The sequence below is a fragment of the Roseibium hamelinense genome, assembly GCF_007830545.1.
Taxonomy (GTDB): domain Bacteria; phylum Pseudomonadota; class Alphaproteobacteria; order Rhizobiales; family Stappiaceae; genus Roseibium; species Roseibium hamelinense.
On the sequence record NZ_VLLF01000016.1, the window covers coordinates 1 to 20,725 of the forward strand.

16 protein-coding genes and 2 pseudogenes are annotated in these 20,725 nt (G+C 53.8%); 13 read left to right on the forward strand and 5 right to left on the reverse strand.

From position 1 onward, the window contains the following. Positions 1 to 36: 36 nt before the first annotated feature. Both JM93_RS22440 and JM93_RS21850 read left to right on the forward strand, forming a co-directional pair. A pseudogene (locus tag JM93_RS22440) lies at positions 37 to 147 on the forward strand (hypothetical protein); the annotation flags it as partial. 483 nt (positions 148 to 630) lie between these two features. Then, positions 631 to 780 carry a hypothetical protein gene (locus JM93_RS21850; protein ID WP_170230793.1) on the forward strand — a complete coding sequence of 50 codons (150 nt, stop codon included), beginning with the start codon at positions 631 to 633 and terminating at the stop codon, positions 778 to 780. 546 nt (positions 781 to 1,326) lie between these two features. Here the strand turns inward: JM93_RS21850 and JM93_RS21300 are convergent. Continuing rightward, positions 1,327 to 2,076 carry a Crp/Fnr family transcriptional regulator gene (locus JM93_RS21300; RefSeq protein WP_145347671.1) on the reverse strand — a complete coding sequence of 250 codons (750 nt, stop codon included), beginning with the start codon at positions 2,074 to 2,076 and terminating at the stop codon, positions 1,327 to 1,329. 703 nt (positions 2,077 to 2,779) lie between these two features. Here JM93_RS21300 and JM93_RS21305 point away from each other — a divergent pair. The 8 genes from JM93_RS21305 to JM93_RS21340 are packed head-to-tail and all read left to right on the forward strand — an operon-like array spanning position 2,780 to position 11,394. Next, positions 2,780 to 3,934 carry a DsbA family protein gene (locus JM93_RS21305; protein WP_170230799.1) on the forward strand — a complete coding sequence of 385 codons (1,155 nt, stop codon included), beginning with the start codon at positions 2,780 to 2,782 and terminating at the stop codon, positions 3,932 to 3,934. Continuing rightward, positions 3,935 to 4,912 (forward strand): hypothetical protein, encoded by a 978-nt coding sequence (locus tag JM93_RS21310; RefSeq protein WP_145347675.1) that lies wholly within the window; start codon positions 3,935 to 3,937, stop codon positions 4,910 to 4,912. Between the two features lie 49 nt (positions 4,913 to 4,961). After that, entirely contained in the window at positions 4,962 to 6,173 is a 1,212-nt protein-coding gene (locus tag JM93_RS21315; protein WP_145347677.1) for an acyl-CoA dehydrogenase family protein, read from the forward strand. A 10-nt stretch (positions 6,174 to 6,183) separates the two neighbouring features. Beyond that, positions 6,184 to 7,362: an acyl-CoA dehydrogenase family protein gene (locus JM93_RS21320; protein ID WP_208995394.1), complete on the forward strand. Its 1,179-nt coding sequence runs from the start codon at positions 6,184 to 6,186 to the stop codon at positions 7,360 to 7,362. Between the two features lie 53 nt (positions 7,363 to 7,415). Continuing rightward, a complete protein-coding gene (locus tag JM93_RS21325; protein WP_145347679.1) occupies positions 7,416 to 8,384 on the forward strand; it encodes an NAD(P)H-dependent flavin oxidoreductase in 969 nt (322 codons plus the stop codon). Positions 8,385 to 8,402: 18 nt separating this feature from the next. Continuing rightward, entirely contained in the window at positions 8,403 to 9,095 is a 693-nt protein-coding gene (locus JM93_RS21330) for a glutathione S-transferase family protein (protein ID WP_145347681.1), read from the forward strand. Positions 9,096 to 9,129: 34 nt separating this feature from the next. Continuing rightward, positions 9,130 to 10,152 carry a glutathione S-transferase N-terminal domain-containing protein gene (locus JM93_RS21335; protein WP_145347683.1) on the forward strand — a complete coding sequence of 341 codons (1,023 nt, stop codon included), beginning with the start codon at positions 9,130 to 9,132 and terminating at the stop codon, positions 10,150 to 10,152. A gap of 54 nt (positions 10,153 to 10,206) precedes the next feature. Next, positions 10,207 to 11,394: an SDR family NAD(P)-dependent oxidoreductase gene (locus JM93_RS21340; protein WP_145347685.1), complete on the forward strand. Its 1,188-nt coding sequence runs from the start codon at positions 10,207 to 10,209 to the stop codon at positions 11,392 to 11,394. Positions 11,395 to 12,011: 617 nt separating this feature from the next. Here JM93_RS21340 and JM93_RS21350 read toward each other — a convergent pair. The 4 genes from JM93_RS21350 to JM93_RS21365 all read right to left on the reverse strand — a co-directional run bounded on the left by JM93_RS21350 (position 12,012) and on the right by JM93_RS21365 (position 18,608). Beyond that, positions 12,012 to 14,327 carry a 3-hydroxyacyl-CoA dehydrogenase/enoyl-CoA hydratase family protein gene (locus JM93_RS21350; RefSeq protein WP_145347687.1) on the reverse strand — a complete coding sequence of 772 codons (2,316 nt, stop codon included), beginning with the start codon at positions 14,325 to 14,327 and terminating at the stop codon, positions 12,012 to 12,014. Next, on the reverse strand, positions 14,327 to 15,451 hold the full coding sequence (locus JM93_RS21355) for a thiolase family protein (protein ID WP_145347689.1): 1,125 nt from the start codon (positions 15,449 to 15,451) through the stop codon (positions 14,327 to 14,329). The genes JM93_RS21350 and JM93_RS21355 overlap by 1 nt, the downstream gene beginning before the upstream one ends. Before the next feature lie 162 nt (positions 15,452 to 15,613). Then, entirely contained in the window at positions 15,614 to 16,738 is a 1,125-nt protein-coding gene (locus JM93_RS21360; RefSeq protein WP_145347691.1) for an OmpP1/FadL family transporter, read from the reverse strand. A gap of 211 nt (positions 16,739 to 16,949) precedes the next feature. Beyond that, complete coding sequence (locus JM93_RS21365) at positions 16,950 to 18,608, reverse strand: AMP-binding protein (protein WP_145347693.1); 1,659 nt, start codon at positions 18,606 to 18,608, stop codon at positions 16,950 to 16,952. 161 nt (positions 18,609 to 18,769) lie between these two features. Here JM93_RS21365 and JM93_RS21370 point away from each other — a divergent pair, with 161 nt between their 5' ends. The 3 genes and pseudogenes from JM93_RS21370 to JM93_RS21380 form a co-directional block, all read left to right on the forward strand. Further along, positions 18,770 to 19,621: a bile acid:sodium symporter family protein gene (locus JM93_RS21370; protein WP_145347695.1), complete on the forward strand. Its 852-nt coding sequence runs from the start codon at positions 18,770 to 18,772 to the stop codon at positions 19,619 to 19,621. A 41-nt stretch (positions 19,622 to 19,662) separates the two neighbouring features. Next, a pseudogene (locus tag JM93_RS22240) lies at positions 19,663 to 20,082 on the forward strand (integrase core domain-containing protein); the annotation flags it as partial. 25 nt (positions 20,083 to 20,107) lie between these two features. Beyond that, positions 20,108 to 20,725 (forward strand): GMC family oxidoreductase (locus JM93_RS21380; RefSeq protein WP_208995395.1); only part of this gene is annotated, 618 nt, incomplete at its 3' end.

Below are 20,725 nucleotides of genomic sequence, written 5' to 3' on the forward strand. Positions count from 1 at the left end.
AATGACATCCTTTTCGCACTCAAAGCCGTGTGCCTTATGCCCGAGCTGACGGCGGCTACACGCCGTGTTGCCGCCGCCATAATAGATCACTTCAATCGCAAGACTGGCCAATGTGATCCCAGCATCGGCCGGCTCATGAAGCTTTTGAAAATCAGCCGCGCTGCTGTGATCCGGGCAACAAATGAACTCGATGAGTTGGGCCTCATCGAGAAGAAAAGCCATGGAGGCAAATCTCACCGCACGGCCTACCTGCCCAATTGGCCGAAATTTCGGGCGTTTGTCAAAGACTGGGATGCTGGCATGAAGTGCGGAGAAGGGCCCGCCAAAACGTCTGCGACGGTCTCAGACTTGAGACCTTCAAAGTCTCAATCCTGCGACTCTGGGGGTCTCAAAAATGAGACCCAAACCAATCGAAAGAACCCATCTAAAAAACCCATCGAACCGTGCCGAGTGGATCGATCTCCATCCGCCAAAACACTTCCCAGTGAGACGTCAGTTCCCGATTGGCTTTCGAAAAAGGCTCAAAGGGGAAATCAGAAATCCATCTCTCCAGCTTCAAGCGCAGTGCAGGTTCTCACGCGTTATGACGTCGTTAGAGATAAGGCCCAACAGCGTTGGGAAGGAGACATCATGAACCAGCGGGAACCGCAAAAAGAGGCCATCGTCGATTGGTTGACCGCTGAGCGGATGGACAAGGCCACCGACGCCGAAATCGCCCAACCAGGTGGCGGCCTGATGTTTATTCTGGATGAGATGAAACAAGCATTGGAGCGGGTCTAGGGTCTGGGTCCTTTCACATGACGTTTGAAGCCTGCGGGATCATTCGCGGCCGTGGGGCATGGAAGTCCGCGGTGGCAGTCGAGGTGTCAGGATCATTGTCAGGGTCAGGTTTAATGCTTCGACGCAGCCTACCCGAAACCCTAAGTCACTCGCGGGTCCTTCCGGGATTTCCCACTTTCCTACGGGGATATTCGCGACCGTGGGGCTCAAGGACACGCGGCGTTGTCCGAGCGGGTTAGGATATTCTTTATGTTTAGGTTTCGAAATCACTGCGATCTGAAGACAGCATATCTTGTGTTTGATTAGGACGTATATTGGCCATAATGGAGTTAGGGGTAAGCTGCGCCAGCGTCGTTCAAGTGATTTAGCGCTAGAGCGACATCGACGGCCTTGCAAACATTTTCAGGCACAGCGGTTGGAAACCAGAACTTTGGCAATTGTGGCGGCTGTGACCAGGTGCCCCTGCGGTTGGGTATCAAAAGATACCTCACTTGATTTGGCCGAGAGATCTACTTGCATGAATCCCGAAGAACATACCGGATAAATCTAAGTGTCATCAGGCACGTCCAGTTCCTCGAACAATTCCACCGGGTCATAGGTCAGATGTTTCTGGATCCAGGCTTCTAACGCCGCCAAATCCAGAACAGCGACCTTGCGGTAGGAAACCTTGATGAGCCCCAAGTCGCTCAAGCCACCAAGGACCTTGTTAAGATAAGCGCGCGATACGCCAAGGAACATGGCGATGTCATCTTGGGTGAGGCCTAATTCGACGCAGTTTTTGGTGTTCGAGTTATATGAGCTTTGCTGATGTCGGGCATTTTTTAGCAATAGACGAGCAAGCACCAGTGATTTGGGCAGCGCTCTCAAATCATTAAGCACTTCTACAAGTTGATGAACCCGGTGAACATTGCTGACCAAAAGAGCTTGAACAATCTCCGGATACTTCTTTGAAAACCGCAGGTATTCACTTTGTGAAAGCGTCAGCAATTCTGTGTCGCCAACGGCGACTGCATCATGCGTGCGCGCTGCTTTTGCAAATAGCGTTACTTCGTTGATCTGCTGCCCCGGACCAAGAATTGCCGTCAGTAAGGCCGATCCGTCATCGCCAAACGTCATCATCCGTAAGCCGCCGCTGAGAATGATGGCAAGGTCAAGCGTATTGTGACCCCGGCTTTGAACCAATTGTCCGTCTGAAAAACTAAGACGCCTTCCAGTCGCAAGTAACGCTTCGCGGACATCAGCGTTCAGAACATCAAAAACCCCGGTGGCGTAACTGTTGAAACTCGATGTCATCATAAAATTATGACTGGGTTATCGGTTCTTGTACAGGCAGAAACGGACACGACAGCGCTCCTTTGCAAAAACGGAAAAGTAAAGGATTTTCATACAACTATATGGTTGAAACATGCGTTAGACAGTTTCCCCGACACGCCGCGTCGCCATTTGGAACAACCGGACCTTTTAGCGACCAATGCACTTTAAGGATTTGCACCTCCTCACTTTTTGTCAGCTACGCTCCCGCGCCGATGAACTCCAAGTCGGCATCGATCCAAAAAAATAGTCTTTTAGTGAAAAAGCAGAAAGGAATGTCACCTTGTATACAGTCTGGCCAAAAAGACATGTGTTCATTTGGTGACACGATTTAGAGGGAGGCAAGGCTAAGAGTATCTTTCCGGGTTTAACGTGAAAACTGTGGTCCCATCGCAAAAAAATGAGTTTCACGTCCAGATGTATCCCGGCACTCACTGCTCAGGTCTTATCTACGCGCGAACAATTTAATGAAAGCGTGTTGAGCATGAAGAACACAACAGAACAAGCTGGAGCTTCCAGTAGCACACCCTCGACACTGAAACGCTGGGCCATATCGTGGCTTCTCACTCGAGCGGCAAGTGAGCAGAGAACGGCAAAGCTCAGAAAGAAGCGCGAAGCAAACCGACGTAAAGACGGCCGGCGCCATAATTTGGAGTACTTCCATCAGGTTGACGATGGATACTCGCATTTGACGATCCAAGTCTTGGACCGCATCAAGGCGCAGTACGACGTCGATATTGAGGTCCACATCGTTCCGCCGCTCAGGGACGACAATTATCCCGAACCTGATTTGCTACAGGACATGTCCCGATGGGAGGCGGCTTTGATTGCGCCGGGCTACGGGGTGACATTTCCGGATGCCTCCGCACACCCGCCGGAAAGCTTGCGTGAGTTGGCAACGCGCGTTCTGTGTAATCTTGGACAGAACGACTTTTCAAGCGTTGGCGTTGAAGTCAGCGAGTGTTTGTGGCGCGGGGACGATGCTGGTTTGATGGCGATCGCGGACAAGCATGGCGTTGCCTCAGAGGACGAGGTACGAACCAAGCTCAAAGCAGGTGCGGAGCGTCGAAAGAAGCTGAAACACTATGCTGGAGCTAATTTTTGGTATGAGGGGGAGTGGTATTGGGGGATCAGCCGCCTCTATCATCTTGAGGAAAGGCTCAAATCGCTCGGTGCAGCTCGAAGTCCAAACCTGCCTCTCATCGCCCCCCGCCCCGACATCTGCTCCAAGTTCGGCCCCGGTGCGCAAGACCTGACACTGGAATATTTCGTATCGCTGCGGAGCCCGTATACTGCGGTTTCGTGGGAGCCGACCCTTAATCTGGCAAAAGCATCTGGCGTCAATCTGGTTTTACGGCCGGTGTTGCCCATGGTCATGCGCGGTGTGCCGGCAACGGTGATGAAGGGACTTTATTTCTGGTTTGATTGCGCACGCGAAGCACGGGAATTTGGCGCACGGCAAGACAAATTCTACGACCCGATCGGCAAGCCGATCATTCATGGCTACAGCATCTACAAATGGGCCTCCAAGCATGGTAAGGGATACGACTTTTTTGGGGCCTTTCTAAAAGCTGCTTTCAGTGAAGGCGTAAACACCAACTCGATGTCGGGCCTACAAAAGGTGGTCGCGATAGCTGGGCTTGAATGGGAGCAGGCCAAGGAACATCTGCATGATGATACATGGCAGGAAGAGGCAGAACAAAATCGTGTGGCCATGTATGGGTTTGGTAGTTGGGGCGTTCCAAGCTACCGCCTTCTCGATCCTGACGGCAAAGAGATCCTGGGAGTGTGGGGCCAAGATAGGCTTTGGCTGGTCGCAAAGACGATCGCGGAGCGTAGCTAAGTGGCACGCTTCAAACGCAGTTTTCTCATCGTTGCCGTGCCCGCCTTAGGTGGTGCTCTCTATCTAGCAATGCAAAATGCCGTGATTCGAAATCTCGTTTGGATAATTGGTTACGATCGCGTTCTGGATAGATATGAGCAGATCGATAAAACAAACACGGATGTTTCTGAAACGACGGATTATTATGGCCGAAAAGCAACCCTCGTTTCAGCGTTTTTCGGCCTTGATAATGAGTTGCCGTATTTGTCGGGATTAGTGCTTTGCAAGGGCTCCGGAGGCAAGGATGGCATGCCGGTCGTCTTCAGCCATGAATTGAACCCAGGATCTGTTGAGCCGGGCGACTTTCGGATCACAACAAGCTCTGGCGTTTTAGGCACGATAACTTGCCTCACGATGGCACCGGCCGATGACCCTGGCGAATTGCGCACAGTATTGCTGGTAGGTGAGTTCGGAAGCGGACAAAACCAGCCCGTCAATCTTGAAATCGTCGGCAACATTCTTTCGAACGATGAAAGTCTGAACTTCAAGGGCGCAGAGGTTGCCGTAACGGCCCTCGAAGACGGGCCAAGCATTGTATTCGCAGAACGCGTTCGGCCAGAAGAATGGAATCTGGGAGCGTCAGGGACGCGCTTGCCATGGGGGGGCGGAACAGGCTGCCCGATTGGAACTAGCCAGATTGTGCGTGTGGGCTGGAACGGCGGTATAACGAAGCGAGGTGGCGCGCATGTCAATGATGAAATCCGCGAGCTCTACAAGGTAAAAATCGAGCGACACGACCTGACCAAAGTGCAAATAACACCCTTCTCACTGGCAGATCTGTCTGACGGAGACAACTTTCACAGCCTTTGCCTCGACACGATAAATCCCGCCGTCTCAGTTTCTTTTCCTGCCGGGCATCTTACCGATCCCCGAGATGACGTGAACCCCGCCACCAAAATCGCTGTCCACAGGAAGACTGGCAAAGCCACTACCCAATAAAAAACCAGTGAACCGTTTGCGTGCAGCGAGCAACAGGGAGGACATAACAATGAACGCACCAATTCAAGAACCAGACCCTAATGAGTTTCGGTCGAAAGTACGTCGTTGGCTGGAAGAAAACGTCCCGCCGCCTTCACCGGAACGGCTACCGATCACCCCAATCGAAGTGATGACCTTTGGCCAGCGTGATTACCTGCAAGAGTGGCAGCGAAAATGCTACAAGGCGGGATTGGTTGGGACAGATATCCCAGTTGAATATGGCGGGTACGGCCACAAGGGTCTGCAGTCAATTGCCAATCAGGAAATGAAGCGTGCGAAAGTTCCCTATCTTATAAATATTGTTGGGCTCAGCATGGCCGTGCCGACAATCCTCAGGCACGGAACTGAAGAGCAGAAGCGCAAGTTCATTCCCGGCTGTCTGTCCGGCGAAGAAATTTGGTGTCAAGGCTTCTCAGAGCCGGGGGCGGGCTCAGATCTAGCAAACCAGCGAACCATGGCCAAAAAGGATGGAGACGACTGGATCCTCAACGGCCATAAGGTTTGGACCAGCCTCGGCCACTTTGCGAAATGGATGATTCTCCTTACCCGCACAAGTTCAGAGCATAAGTACGAAGGGCTGACTTACTTCTTGTGCCCCATCGAAGGCCAATCGGGCGTGACGGTTCGGCCTTTGGTCAAGATTACGGGCGAGACCGGGTTTAATGAGGTCCTGTTCGAAGACGCGAGAATTCCAGATGCATATCGTCTAGATGAGGTCGGAAAAGGCTGGACCGTTGCGATGACAACGCTCACCGCAGAGCGTGGCGCCTCTGAGGGCGCCGGAAGCGGGGGCGGCGCAGGCGACATCCTCGGGGCAACTGCAAAACTTGTAGAGTTGGCCCGCAACAGCTGGAGCGGTGATACACTTGCAGCTGATAACCCGGTCACAAGGGATGCGATTGTTCAACGCTCGATCGCAGCAGAAGGGTTGCGCCAAAGTGCGCGGCGGGCCCGTGTTTCGTCTCTTTGCGATCACCCCATGCGCCTACCCCTTCAGCAGAAGCTCGCCGTGACGGAGTTTGACCAGGAAAACGCACGCCTTGGCGTTCAAATCGCTGGTGCGCACTCCACGCTGTACAAGCGTGATAGTCGCGCGCCCAGCGAAGGCCACTGGCCGCTTGCTTACCTGAATTCCTACGGAAACACTATCGCCGCGGGGACAAACGAAATCCAACGTAACATTCTGGGCGAGCGTGTTCTCGGCCTGCCAAAATCCAAGTAGGAGAGCGAAAGTGTCCAGTATTTCAAAAGCGCCTCAGGATTTCGGTTTCGGCGAAGACGAAGTCATGCTGCGGGACGTCGCACACAGATTTTTGGATGCGAGATTGCCGACGGACAAGCTCCGACGCTTGGTCGCAGAACGGCCGGAAACAGTGTATGATGGAGGCGCGACGGCGCCTTGGGACAAAGCCCTTTGGTCGGAGATCGTCGAACTTGGTTGGACCGGTCTGGCCATTGATCAGGAACAAGGCGGAGCGGACATTTCCCTGGTCGGCATCGCAGGAATTGTTGAAGAGGTAGGCCGTTATGCACTGCCCTCTCCCCTTATTCCGACCTTATCAGCCAGCATGATGCTTCGCGCTGCAGGAACTGAGGCTGCAAACCGTATCATGACCCAGATCGCCAGTGAGGGCACTCCCACAGGATTGGCGATTACTAACGCCCGTGGAAGTTGGGAACCGGGTGACGCCCCCTTGACAGCGGTCGCGGATGGAGACGGTCTGATCCTCAGCGGGAGCGCTTATTTTGTTCAGGACGCCTTTAAAGTGGATGTACTTTTGGTAAGCGCGAAGCTCGGTAACAAATTGTTGCTATGCGGTGTGCGGACCGATGCGAAGGGTGTTCACTTAAAGCAGGATCATATCCATGACCTGACACGGGATCAGGCCAGTGTTCATTTCGACGAAGTTCGAATTGAACCTGAGGCTATCATAAGCCGCGATGCCGCTTCGGTCTTTCAGGCCACTTGGCCGCGCCTGATGGTGTTGATTGCAGCAGACCTATGCGGGGCGGCCGAGTGGCTACTCCAGACAACGGTCGAATACGCAAAAGAGCGGGTTCAGTTCGATCGTCCGATCGGCTTTTTTCAAGCAGTCAAGCACCCGCTAGTGAACGCAATGATGAAAATCGATGAAGCGCGTTCGCTAGTATATCACGCCTGTGCGGAGCTGGATGCGGGCTCAGAAAATGCTGTGACTGCGGCTCACATGGCCAAAAGCTCTGCATCGGACGCGGCCGCTTTCATCTCGGACCGATCAATTCAGCTGCATGGCGGCATCGGCTTTACCTGGGAGCATGCGCTGCATATCTACTTTAAACGCAACATGCATAATCAGGCCCTCATGGGAGACGGTGTCTATCACCGCCAGAAACTCGCTGACCTCGTGATTGGCCCCATTTCCGTGATTTAAAAACCAATTCCAGTGCGGCTGAACAAGATCGGCCGCCGGTGAAGGATGTTGTGATGAAAACCAGATTGACAGAACTGCTGGGCATCGAAGTGCCGGTCATTTGTGGCGGTATGATGCGCGTCGGTACGGCCGAATTGGCCGCCGCCGTCTCGAATGCTGGGGCGCTTGGTATTATGACTGCCCTCACTCAGCCAACTCCTGAGTGTCTAAAAGCCGAGATAGAAAAATGCCAGTCGCTTACCGACAAACCTTTCGGCGTCAACATAACCGTTGGTGTGGTGGCGAGCGAAGTGAACTATCAAGACTATGCCAAGGTTATTGTGGAGAGCGGTGTTAAGATCGTCGAGACAGCCGGGCGCAGTCCTGAGCCGTTCATGCCATTCTTTAAGGCAGCAGGCATTAAGGTCATTCATAAGGCGGTGACTGTTCGCCATTCTCTCTCTGCGGAACGGGTAGGCGTCGATGTCGTTAGCATCGACGGATTCGAATGCGCCGGGCATCCGGGCGAACAGGATGTCGGTGGGCTCGTGTTGTTTCCTGCAGCTGCTCAAGCACTTAGCATTCCAGTGGTCGCCTCAGGAGGCATCGCCGATGGGCGCGGACTAGCCGCGGCTCTCGCTTTGGGCTGTGACGGCATAAATATGGGCACCCGATTTCTAGCGACCAAAGAAGCCCCAGTTCATGAGGGCATCAAAGAAAAAATCGTTGAGATGGACGAGAACCAAACCCAGCTAATTTTCCGAAAGTTCCGCAATACGGCGCGGGTCTATCGCAATACTGTAGCCCAAAAAGTTGCTGAGATTGAAGCTGCTGGGGGCGAGTTCAAGGATGTACATTCCTACGTCTCTGGAGCAAATCAGGAAAAGGCTTGGAGTACCGGCGATATCGAAGCCGGCATGGTCACAGCCGGTATGTCCGGAGCCTTTGTTGACGATGTGCCGACCTGCCAAGAGCTAGTGGATCGCATTATCAGGGATGCCAAGACCATCATTAACGAGCGCTTGGCGAAGATTGCCAGCTAAAGATATCAGGAGCGGCCCATGATCGAACTTTACACGGCGCCAACGCCGAACGGTTGGAAGGCTTCCGTCACTCTTGAAGAGTTGTCGCTGCCCTATGAAGCTCATGTCGTGAACATTTTGGAAGGCGATCAAAAAAAACCGGGTTTTCTCGCGATCAACCCCAATGGCCGAATTCCGGCAATTGTCGACCGCAGTGCTGACAACTTCGCAGTATTCGAGTCCGGCGCGATCATGATCTACCTGGCTGAAAAAACCGGTCGCCTACTCCCAAGTGATGCGAAAGGGCGCTCCAAAGTCATTCAATGGCTGATGTTTCAAATGGGCGGCGTTGGTCCGATGATGGGACAGGCAAATGTCTTTTTCCGCTATCTACCGGAAAAAATTCCAACTGCCGTTAGCCGATATCAAAATGAGGGCCGCCGCCTTTTTGAAGTTCTTGACGGCCATTTGGCCGAGAACGAGTGGCTTGCTGGCGACTTTTCCATCGCAGACATCGCAAACTGGTGTTGGGTTCGGACCCACCGATGGTCCGGCATAGAGGTCGATGGGCTCGAACACCTCGGACGCTGGAAAGATGCCATGAAAGCCCGTCCGGCTTGTCAGCGTGGGGTCGACGTGCCGTCCGGCGAGAAAATCGCAATACCAACTGCCGGTGATAAAAAAGCCGAAGAAAATTTCAGCAAAAACGCAGGCAGGATAGTCTTGCGTTGACAGGCACTTTACTAAAGAAAGACTGGAGAACGTTATGTTGGAAGGGACCTCTCAGTTTCGGCTACTTGGGCTTGAGGCTTCTCCGTACACGATGAAGGTGCAGTCATATTTCAAGTTCAAGGACATACCGTTTGAATGGATCACCCGGAGCCTTGCGAATGAAAAATTGTTCCAGAAATACGCCAAAATTCAACTAATACCGTTGGTCTTCTTCCCGTCCGGAGAGACGATGCAAGACTCGACACTGATCATTGAGCGGATTGAACGGGAGACCGGCGGTACATCGATCCATCCCGAAGACAAGACACTGTGGTTTTTGTCCTGCCTATTCGAGGAATTCGGCGATGAATGGTGCAACAAGTTGATGTTCTTCCAGCGTTGGTTCTACGCTGCGGACGCAAAGGCAACGGGCGCCCGGCTGGCGCATGACCGGCTGGAAGGCAAATGGTATCGATCGATCGTGAAGCCGGCCGTCGCACATCTTATGGTCAAGCGCCAGGTGCCGCGCCTTGTCTACTCGGGAGGAAACGACACCAACATCCCGCAGCTCAAGCAATCCTTCGAAAACCTCGTTGCAATACTCGAAATGCACTTCCGGGAGAGACCCTATCTGCTGGGAGGGCGACCTTGCTTCGGAGATTTCGGGCTGTGGTGCAATCTATACGAGGCCTGGACCGATCCGACCGCGAAATCCTATATCGAAAATAACGCGCCGCACCTTGTCCTCTACATTCAGCGTATGCTCACGCCATCCGATCAGGGGCCATTCGAGGCTCTTGATGCATTGGCCCCCACGCTCACGCCGATCCTCAAACAGGAAATGGCTTCACGCTTTCTGCCATGGATGCAGGCCAATCATACGGCCTTTCATTCTGGCCAGGGTGAGACCCGGCTAACCATGAACGGGCAGATCTTCCAGCAGAAAACATTCAAATACCAAGCCAACACCCTGGATGAACTGCGCCGGAAGTTCCAGATGGTCGCGGACGAACCGGCTCTGATCCAACTGCTTGAGCAAACAGACTGCCTATCATTTCTGTCAGCAGATCCGCGGTGACGTGATTACTATTCGGCCAGATTCAGGCTGCATCTACCATGGAAACCATCTGCAATGGCGAAGACGATCCTGATTACCGGAGCCGATACCGGCATCGGCATCGGCAAGGATACTGCAAAAACACTTCTTGCCCTTGGTTATACGGTACACGCGACAACCCATTCGGAGGCTGAAGTTGAAGTCTTGCGCGCTGAACTGGGCGGTGGCGCGCACGTTTTTAAGCTGGACATTACAGGGGTCGAAGATCGCGCGAAGATCGCAGATCTCAACCTAGATGTCCTGATCAACAATGTCGCGCAGAACCTTTCGGGCTCGCTGGCGGACGTTAAGATCGACCGGGTCCGCCGGTTGTTTGAGGTCGACCTTTTTTCAAGTCTTGAGCTGACTCAAATCGCCATCCGCGGCATGATTGCGCGTGGCGGCGGGACAGTGGTCTTCGTCAGCTCCATCACAGGCCACATACCTGAGCCCTTTGTGATGCCTCATTCGATGCCCAAGTTCGCGATTTCGGACGCAGCGGCTGGCCTGCGCGCGGAGATGCAGGAATTGGGCAAGGGCATTCATGGCTCGGTGGTAGAGCCACGCCCATACAATACCAAATTCAACCGAAAATTGGTCGAGAGCCAGTTCAAGATTGCGGCAACGGAAAGGTCGCAGTTTTCGCCCGAGCAAATCGCGGCGCGCAAGAAAGCGATCATCGCAAGACTGCATGGGCTTGAGGTCGGATCTACAGACACAATTGTCCGAAAGACTGTAGGGCGGCGGAGGCGAAGATACCCAAGTTGCGACCTTTGCTGTGCTGGTCGGTCTTCTGCGGATCTTCCGTGTTTGAAGCAGCAATTCCAAAAAAGGAGAAATGGGATGGGAATGGCTTTCCGAATTGCAGCAGGTGTACCGGCGATTGTTTTCATCGTGGTTGGCCTTGCCTGGCTTGTGGCACCAGGTTTCGTGTCAGCTCAGATGCTTATGCCGCTTCTCGCCGGCGATGCGCTGAGCACGCAGATCGGAGATTTGTCGGCGTTCTTCCTAACCTTGGGCGGCTCGATCATGATTGCGCTTGTGACACGGCGCACGGTCTGGCTCTATCCAGCAATCATGCTGCTGGCCTTCGCCGCAACTGGACGTGTCGTTGCATGGTTGGCTCATGGGGCTGGTCTGCCTCCGCAGATGATTGTCGTCGAGATTGTCGTAGTTGGAGTGCTGATCGTTCTGGCGCGCAGGATGGCCGCAGAAAAAACATAAGTTGAATAAGGGGGCGGATTTCACGTCACCTGATCCACAGTGTTCGTCGCAAAGTCCAACCAATCCGCCATGCAATGCGCTTCCTGCTTTCACGTCTTTCATGGTCGCGATGATCTGCGCCTCGCTGGACCGGCAGGGCTTCCTGTTCTGGTCCTCTCCAATACGCCCAGAACAAGATTCAAGCTGGATTAGCTCACTGAGGGCAATGTTACCGACACTGCGGCCGCGAGGCTCTAAGCGTCTCCGTGGCGGTTGACCCGCCGAGGGTCTTTCCGCGCGGCGGGTACCCACAGCGGTCATTGAGACCCGGTTGCGGCAAGATTTCAAAGGCCCTGTTGTTATTCTTGAGCCATTTCGTTACGCCCATGATTCTCACGTTCAACGGTATTCTGACCACTATACTGGTTCGGCCTCCACCGGCCTCCAGAAGACAGACTGTGACTCTAGGTTGCTAGCTCAAGCGATTGGCCAGGACAGAGCTCGCCGATCCGACCCCAACAATCGCGTCATCATACCGCATCGAATCCGTCCCGAAAGGATTGAGCGCGCCAATTTGCGAGCATCCGCGCAGGTGGCGCTACACCGGCGCCTGAGCTTGCTATCAAGACCAAATGCGTTCAGTTTCTGAGAGGTTTGCCGGTTTCCATCATGTAAGCAATGCGCGCTCTGCTGTTGGGTTCGGCTAGCAACGCCAAGAAGGCGCCTTTCTCGAGGTCGAGCACACGCTGTTCGTCGAGCATGTCGATCGGATCTGTATCTCCTCCGGTCAAGACACGCGCGAGTTTTTCACAAATCGTCACATCATATTCGGTCGCAACGCCCATTCTTGCCATTGACTGCGCATGCGAGACCATCAATGATCGCCCGGACGAACCTGCCAAATGGAACACAGGTGGGTCGGCGGGTGTATACGTGCCCACCAGAGCCAGTGCCTTTGCCTTCGCATCGGATAGCAGACGGGCACGGTTCATCGTGATACCGTCGCTCGGACGCAGATAGCACATCTCTTTCGCTTCTTCAGCCGAACTTGATACCTTCGCGGTCGAGATCATTTCAAACGCTTTCATCGTTGCCGGCATCGGTCCCCGAGGCATCGACTTGGACGACGACAGACGGGCCAGCACCTCCTTGCAGCCGCCCCAGCCCGGTATCAGACCGACCCCAACTTCGACGAGGCCCATATAGCACTCGGCATGTGCCTGAATTGCGTTTGCGTGCAGCGCCAGTTCGCATCCGCCGCCTAGTGTCATCCCGGCTGGCGCTGCAACTACAGGGAAACGGCTGTCGCGCATCTTGATCATGATCTGCTGCCCGTAGGAAACCATATCGTCGATCGTTTGACCGCCTTCTAGCGCTGCATTCACCTTGGCAAGATTGGCCCCAACCGAAAAATTTGGTCCATCCGTGTAGATCACAAGCGCCTTGAACGCCCTCTCAACCTCTTGGAGGCTCAACTCGAGCTGCTGGAGAACTTCCTGGTCCAGCGCATTCATATACGTCGTGATCTCGAAACACGCGACACCGTCGCCAAGGTCCCAAAGCGATGCGACATCGTTTTTCAAGACCGGCTTGCTTGCCAGCTTGACATCTTCGAGCAACACCACGCCTTCCGCGCGCGCAAGGTCCTTGAAGGTCCCGTCAGCGTCGAGGACCTTTTGCTTTCCGTCATGGACAGCATAGATCGAGCGCCCTTGTGCCGCCCTGAGGATACCGGGAACATCCCGTCGTTCTTCCTCAAGGCGCTCAATGAAAGCATCAACCCCAATGCGGTCGATCAGCTGGAACGGACCAAAGGTCCAGTTGTATCCAAGCCGCATTGCTTCATCGATTGCTTCAATACTGTCGGCAGCGTCACCAACCAGGTTGGCTGCGTAGGTTAAGGTGTCGAGGACAACGCGACGAAAAAAAATACCGTACTTGCTGTTATCATCGATGAGCAAAAGCGGGTTCGAGAACGCCGCCTTCAGAACAGGGATATCCGGCGTGATCTGGGGCCGGTACTCACCGGTCTGCAGGTCGACGGCCTCTTTCACCTTTCCTGCGGCACGGCTGATTCGGTAAAATCCAGCCTTGGCCTTTCGACCGGTATTGCCGGCGGCAATCATCCGCTCCAGCAGAGGCTGTGGGGTGGATACCGCATGAAATGGATCGTCCTTAGGCAGGGTCCCGGCAAGGCTCTTGGCGACCAAGGGCATCAGATCAAGTCCTACCAGATCCGTCATGCCAAAGATGCCGGTCTTGGGAATGCCGAGCGGCTTGCTCATGAGCGCATCGGCTTCCTCAACCGCCAGGTTGAGCTCGATCGCCGCATTGGTCGCTGTGAGACCCCAGAACACGCCAAGCCGGTTCGCGATGAACCCCGGGCGGTCATTGCATTTGACAACACCCTTGCCAAGGCGAAGGTCGCAGAAGCTCGTTACGGTCTCAGTCGCATCCTGCCGCGTCTTGTCGCTTGTCACCACCTCAAGCAGAGGCATGTAGCGCGGTGGATTGAAGAAATGCGTCACCATAAAGTCGGATGCAAACGTGTCGCCCATACCGGACGTCAGCATCTCTAGCGGGATCGTCGAGGTATTGGAGGAAACGATCGAACCCGGTTTCCGATGCGCGTTGATCTTTTCGTAGATGGTATGCTTGGTATCGAGGCGTTCAGTCACAGCCTCGATAATCCAATCACAGTCATTCAGCATTGCGAGATCATCGTCAATGTTGCCTGGTATGATTTTCCGCACACTCGATTTCTTCATAAATGCAGCAGGTTTCGCCCTCTGCAGCATGGCAAGTGCTTTATTGGCGATAGTATTCCGGTCTTTCGATCCGTCTGGAACAGTATCTAGCAGGACGACAGGCACTCCAGCATTCGCGACATGGGCTGCTATCCCAGCACCCATTACGCCCGCGCCGATGACTGCAACTTTATTGATATCAGACATCATACAGCCTCCAGGACGGTCGCAATACCTTGGCCGCCGCCGATACACTGGCTTGCGAGTGCAAATTGTCCGCCCTGACGTCTCAATAACGAAGCCGCTTTGCCTGTTATCCGAGCTCCGGTTGCTCCCAACGGATGCCCGAGGGCGATGGCGCCGCCGTCAATGTTGACCTTCTCCGGGTCAAGGCCTAAATCACGGATACACGCTAATGCCTGGCTTGCGAAGGCTTCATTCAGCTCAGTTATGTCCATGTCCTTGGCTGCAAGCCCGGCGCGCGCCAAAGCCTTTTGGCTCGCTACGACGGGGCCGATACCCATAATCTCCGGACCGCAGCCGGCAACGGCGATGCTTCTGATTCTGGCCATGACTTGCAGCCCGTTGGCTTTTGCATAGTTCTCCGAGCAGACAAGCGTTGCGGAGGCACCGTCCGTCAAAGGGGAGGAGGTACCAGCTGTGACCGATCCGGAGCGGCTGAAAGCCGGTTTGAGTTCGGCCAAGGCTTCATTAGTTGTTCCAGTACGCAGGCACCCGTCTTCAGAAACTCCATTCACATCGATGATTTCGTCCTTGAATTTTCCGGCCGATTGGGCGGCCGCTGTTTTGGCTTGGCTCTGGACCGCAAAGTCTTCCTGTTCGCCGCGTGGGATTTGCCAGCGGGTGGCCACGTTTTCTGCTGTTTCACCCATGCTCATGTAGGCGCTCGGCATGCGTTCTGCGAAGGCGGCATTTGGCATTGGGTTAAAGCCCATCATAGGCACGCGGGTCATGCTCTCCACGCCTGCGCAGATGAACGCATCGCCAGCACCTGCACAGATCGATCCCGCGGCGATATGAACGGCGCTCATAGATGAGCCGCAATATCGGTTTACCGTCATCCCGCCAACGCTTCGTGGCAGGTCTGCCATCAAGCCGACCATCCGAGCGATGTTGAAGCCCTGTTCACCTTCAGGAAACGCGCATCCCATGATCAAGTCATCGACGTCTGAGGGCTTTACACCGGATTTAGCCACGAGACCTTTTATCACTTGAGTTGCAAGATCGTCTGGTCGAACGCTGGCGAGCGCGCCTTTGCGAGCCAAGGTGAAGGCAGAGCGAGCGTAACCGACGATCACAGCATTTGTCATTGAATGAGTTCCTTGAGACTATCACGGTGAAGCCACCGGCCCCATGTAAACCAGACCGCCGTGATTCCCCATGTGTTTGTGATGGAAACAGTGTTGGTGCGCGCATCCAAAGGAACTGAAGCCACTGGATGCGCGTAACGCTGGCGCACTCGATGATGTGTGCTAGTTGAGGTCAAACCCGATCCGCATGCCAACGGCAAAGAGCGAGTTGTCCTTGAACTCGCCAGCCGGAACAGTCGTTCCGAGTTGGCTGTCCGCATCCCCAACATCCGCATACCGTGCAGCAAGGGTGACTTTGGCCCGCCCGAATTCTTTTGTAGCGCCCACGCTGCCGCTCAGGAAGCCGTCGACCGGGGTAAAGTTTGTCGTTGGGCTGCCGGTATGGTGCTCATACCCGACTTCGCCAAAAATCGACAAATCCTCCGTGATCTTGCGTCCAAGTCCAAGCCTGTAGGTGATCCGGTCGTCTGCAAAAAACGCCAAGGGGCCTCCGGTGACCGATGTGTAGAGCGGCGGGGAAATGTCGAAATCCGACCAGGGCACCCAGCGCACAGACCCGAACAACAGCGTTTTCGGGCTCAATCCCGTTTGGAATTCCAGATTGAGAGACTCAGGGGTGTCAAAGGCCGTGGTCGTGGCAACTGCCGGACCGCCGGCAAAACTCTCCGAGGATGAAAAATCGGTGTTGATAGCCGATCCGTAGGTGAGGGCTATCCTCATGCCGATGTCCGGCTTTTCATAGGCAATACCGGCGAGAAATCCGAACCCGAATGCGGGGTCCACCGTGACATTGTACCCGTTCAAGAACGGGATATTTGCATGGGCATCCGAATATTGAACCTTCGGTCCGCCATAGATGCTGAATCCACCGCCGAAAACACTCATCGTGTCTGGCAAATTGTATTGCAGAACACCCGAAAGAGCGTGCGTTGTAATGCTCGCGTTGGCGTTTGAGGCAAAATAGGTTGATGTTGGGTAGGCGATGTTTGCGCCGTAAGGGTTATCGAAAATGATCGCGTAGGAGAACCGGTCGTTGATGTCGTCTTTAAAGGCGGCATTTATGTTCCAAAAATTCTCGGCAAGATTGCCAGAATTTTGGCCTGGTGTGGGGGAGATGCTGCTCCCGACGCCTGAAACTTCAGGAAACGCGAAGTACCCGCCAATCTGGAAATGCCGACCCTGCTCGAAAAGGACATCCATGGACTGGTCTATGCGTTCGAAACCACCCGCATGTGCCGTCCCGCTCAAGGCGATCGACACTGCGATCGCGGTTTTCAGTCTGTACATTTTTCTCCCCCCATTTTTGACCGGCCGCTGGGCTAGCGGTGCATAGTTCTCCAGAGCCAATCGCCGGAGTTAGTTCAGTATTCTGGAAGTCTTTCAGGCCATCATCGGCCGTTTATAATCGAAACTATTCCACGTCTCGGGGACCAGTAATCCCCTTGAACACTTCCGGAAGGTCCGGCATGTGCGCCCAGCGTTCCGATCCGGCTCACATTCAGGCAACTTCTCGCTCCATCACGACGCCGCCCTTTGTTGGCCTTGAGATTAGTTCCTCGTATCGCTTTTCGAGAAGGTTTCGCCTGATCTTCATGGTTGGTGTCAGAAGGTCATTTTCAATTGTCCAAGGCTCATCGGCCACGACCAGGTGACTGAGCTTTTCATGCGCCTCCAGCTGACCGTTTATCTTGTTCAGCGTATTGGCCAAGCTGTCCCGAAGTGTTTTGTTGTCTACTGTTTCAGTGACATCATCTGCTAACACCACCACGGCGACTGGCTGTGGCAGCCCGTATCCCATGACGCAGATTTGTTCGATATATGGGTTTTCAAGAACGAGGCTCTCGATGGGGACCGGTGCAACATATTTGCCTTTCCCGGTTTTAAATAGCTCTTTGACGCGGCCGGTAATGCGCAGGCAGCCGTCTTTATCAATTTCCCCTTTGTCACCGGTGCAGAGCCAACCGTCTTTAAAGGTCTCGGACGTTTGTTGCGGATCCTTATAATACTCCTTGACCACGCAATCGCCGCTGATCATGAGTTCCCCGTCGCTCGAAATTTTAATTTCAGATCCGTTTGAAGGTTTTCCAAGTGTGCCGATTTTGGCGCGCTTGAAAGGGTATTGAACTGCCACCAGTCCAGAGGTTTCGCTCATACCGAAACCTTCTGTGATGTCGATGCCCAGTGTGCAGAACCACTCTAAGACGGCGGGTGATATTGGAGCAGCTCCAGATCCGCAAATTCGAGCGTTTTCTAATCCCAGTGTTTTTTTGATTTTCTTTTTAACGATAGAATTCAGGATCGGAATTTTTAGGTAAAGGTCTAGCTTTTTCTGCGGCAGCTTCGCCAGAATGCCGCTTTGAAACTTCATCCAAAGACGTGGAACCGAAATGAAAACCGTCGGATTGGCGTTGCGCACGTCGTCGGGAAAGGTTTCTAGGGATTCGACGAAAGAGACGGTGCACCCATGGAAGAGGCCGACATGCTGGACCATGGCCCGTTCGGTGATGTGCGCCAGTGGCAGATATGAAATCAGCCGGTCGTCGCTTGAATAACCAAGCGCCTGCACGGCTTTTGTTGAGCTGTAGCCAATGTTGCGGAAGGTGACGACAATGCCCTTCGGATGGCCGGTGGTTCCAGATGTGTAGAGCAGAGAGAAAGTGTCATCCATGCCCGGCTCATTAACCTTCGCCAGCGGCTCGTGACGGGAGATCAACTCCGTCATCTGATGGTCGCAGGGCAGAGTATCATAGGGCTGTGAAATCGTGATCATACCATCGGGAATTGCCGCTTTTGCTGGCGCTGTGTCATCCAGCTTGCCAAGCACAATTGCCTTGGCTTCGCTGTGTTCTAAGACGTAGCGGATCGTCTCTTCACCGGCTGTAAAGTAAATCGGCGCAGGGACGAGCCCAGCAGCGCCAAGCGCGAAGTCGGTAATGAACCACTCAGCCGTGTTCTTGCCAAGAATGGCAACCACATCGCCCTTTTGAAGGCCCATAGCCAAAAAAGCAGATGCCAACCGTAGAACTTCGTCATGAACCTGAGACCAAGTCTTTTCTTGAACGACACGGTTCACCGGCTGACGCAGATACACTTTGTCAGGTGTTTCGCTCGCCCACTTCTTTAGCATCTCGTAGGGTATCGGATACGATACACCCATATTGCTCCTCCCAGAACAAACCCTGGGCCGCTTTTACGCCCTTAAAAGGGTTAACTTCTTTAAGATAGAGGGCGCTGTTTTGAGTGTCTGAGCACTAGTGAACAATTCGAATTATTTTGCCGTGTTATCGTTAGCCGTAATAATGGACTGGGGGCTGGGCTTTGATTGGGCAATTCGAGCAAATACTATCAGCGATTATAGTTTTTATCATTATGCTTGGTATGGGGGCTTCACTCTCCCCGACTGACTATGTGCGTGCTTTGAAGAAACCCAAAGCGCTTGGTATCGGGCTAGCTTGTCAGTTTGGTGTCATGCCGCTTCTCGGTTATATACTGATAACACTCCTTCCACTCACTGAGGCGATCGCCATAGGCGTATTGATCATGGCGTGCATGCCGGGAGGGACGACCTCCAATATGTTCACCTATTTCGCGAAGGGAAATCTTGCCCTTTCCATCCTCATGACAGTAAGTTCAACCGTTTCTGGCGTCATACTAATACCAATCATTATATCGCTTTATGCAGCATCTCTTGATCTTACGATCCCACGTGAAAACATCGTTATCACGCTCGTTTTGCTCTTGGTTCCAGTAGCTATTGGTACGGCCATTCGGCTAGTAAATGAAACTGCAGCTAGGACGACCGAAACCGTCGGATCAATGCTTGGAATTCTATTTATTGTATTTCTGATTGTTGCTTGGGTGCCGCGAAATTGGAATTTTCTTCAATCCATGTCGATTGCCACCTATTTCGCAGCAGTTGTCTTGGGCTTAGCGGGTATAATAATCGGCTATTTAATTGCTCTAGTTCTGAAATTAAATTCTCGAGATGCTCGCACGGTTGGCTTGGAAACTGGCTTGCAGAATGGGCCTCTAGCTTTCGGAATTATAGCATTTACATTTAGCGGAGAACAACAACAGAGTTACATGGCAGTTCCTGCGCTTTATTCGGTGGTTATATTGCTCGTTGCCTCAACAGCAACTTTCTATTTTCGTCAAATTGACAGTAAATAACTAAAATTAACAAATGCGATGCAAGTATAATGCATGTTTCTTATTTTGCTCATGCCGTGCAGGATTGGACCGAAGCATTCGGCGCGAAAACGACTTACATCGAACCCGGGTCGCCGTTTCAGCGATTCCAAGCAATCGCCGAGGGCAGTGCATGGGAGAACGGATACTGCAATTTTTTGCATTCGAGGTTCCGCGATGAGTTCTTGAACGGTGAAATTTTCTACAGCCTGAACGAGGCGCTAATCCTCATCGAAGACTAGAGGAAACACTACAATGCCACACGGCCCCATAGTGCTCTGGGCTACCGCCCACCGGCTCCGGAAACCATCGGACCGACGGACCAACAGCCGGTCATGCACTTACATACAAACCGGACCATACAAGTGGGGCTAATGAATTTTCGAGGTCGGCCCGGTCGGCGCAAACCGATGGCCTTTGGCCCGTTGCCGCGCATTGTTTGAAATTAAACCTTTGGGGACAAAGTTCATGCAGTTTGACTATGTGATTGTGGGTGGAGGATCCGCAGGCTCCGTTCTGGCAAGCCGGTTGAGCGAGGATCCGCAGGTAAAAGTCTGCCTTTTGGAGGCGGGCGGCGCAGGCAAAAGCATTCTCGTCCGATTGCCCACGGGCATCATCGTCATGGGTCCTGGCAGGCCGGTGAAGATCAACAATTGGGCGTTCGAGACCGTTCCCCAAAAAGGCTTGAATGGACGCCGGGGCTTCCAGCCACGCGGCAAGGCCCTTGGCGGGTCCAGCGCCCTCAACGCCATGCTTTATGTGCGCGGCGACCGGCAAGACTACGACACCTGGGCCGCCGAGGGGTGCCACGGCTGGGATTGGGACAGTGTGCTTCCCTATTTCCGGCGCGCTGAAAACAATGAGCGCGGCGAAGATGCCTATCACGGATCAAGCGGGCCTTTGCACGTCTCGGAACCGCAAGAGCCGCGCCCGATGGCCCATGCTTTCGTTGAGGCGGCCAAGTGCCTGCAGGTCCGCGAAAGGCAGGACTTCAATACAGGTGAGAACGAGGGCTGCGGGCTGTATCAGGTCACGCAGTTCCACGATGAGCGCAACGGCGAGCGGTGCTCGGCCGCCGCAGCTTAT

Coding starts and splice junctions, on each gene's coding strand:
- JM93_RS21355 (WP_145347689.1), bottom strand. CDS start 15,451: ATGACAAATGCTGTGATCGTCGGTTACGCTCGCTCTGCCTTCACCTTG.
- JM93_RS21360 (WP_145347691.1), bottom strand. CDS start 16,738: ATGTACAGACTGAAAACCGCGATCGCAGTGTCGATCGCCTTGAGCGGG.
- JM93_RS21330 (WP_145347681.1), top strand. CDS start 8,403: ATGATCGAACTTTACACGGCGCCAACGCCGAACGGTTGGAAGGCTTCC.
- JM93_RS21340 (WP_145347685.1), top strand. CDS start 10,207: ATGGCGAAGACGATCCTGATTACCGGAGCCGATACCGGCATCGGCATC.
- JM93_RS21350 (WP_145347687.1), bottom strand. CDS start 14,327: ATGTCTGATATCAATAAAGTTGCAGTCATCGGCGCGGGCGTAATGGGT.
- JM93_RS21325 (WP_145347679.1), top strand. CDS start 7,416: ATGAAAACCAGATTGACAGAACTGCTGGGCATCGAAGTGCCGGTCATT.
- JM93_RS21300 (WP_145347671.1), bottom strand. CDS start 2,076: ATGATGACATCGAGTTTCAACAGTTACGCCACCGGGGTTTTTGATGTT.
- JM93_RS21315 (WP_145347677.1), top strand. CDS start 4,962: ATGAACGCACCAATTCAAGAACCAGACCCTAATGAGTTTCGGTCGAAA.
- JM93_RS21365 (WP_145347693.1), bottom strand. CDS start 18,608: ATGGGTGTATCGTATCCGATACCCTACGAGATGCTAAAGAAGTGGGCG.
- JM93_RS21335 (WP_145347683.1), top strand. CDS start 9,130: ATGTTGGAAGGGACCTCTCAGTTTCGGCTACTTGGGCTTGAGGCTTCT.
- JM93_RS21850 (WP_170230793.1), top strand. CDS start 631: ATGAACCAGCGGGAACCGCAAAAAGAGGCCATCGTCGATTGGTTGACC.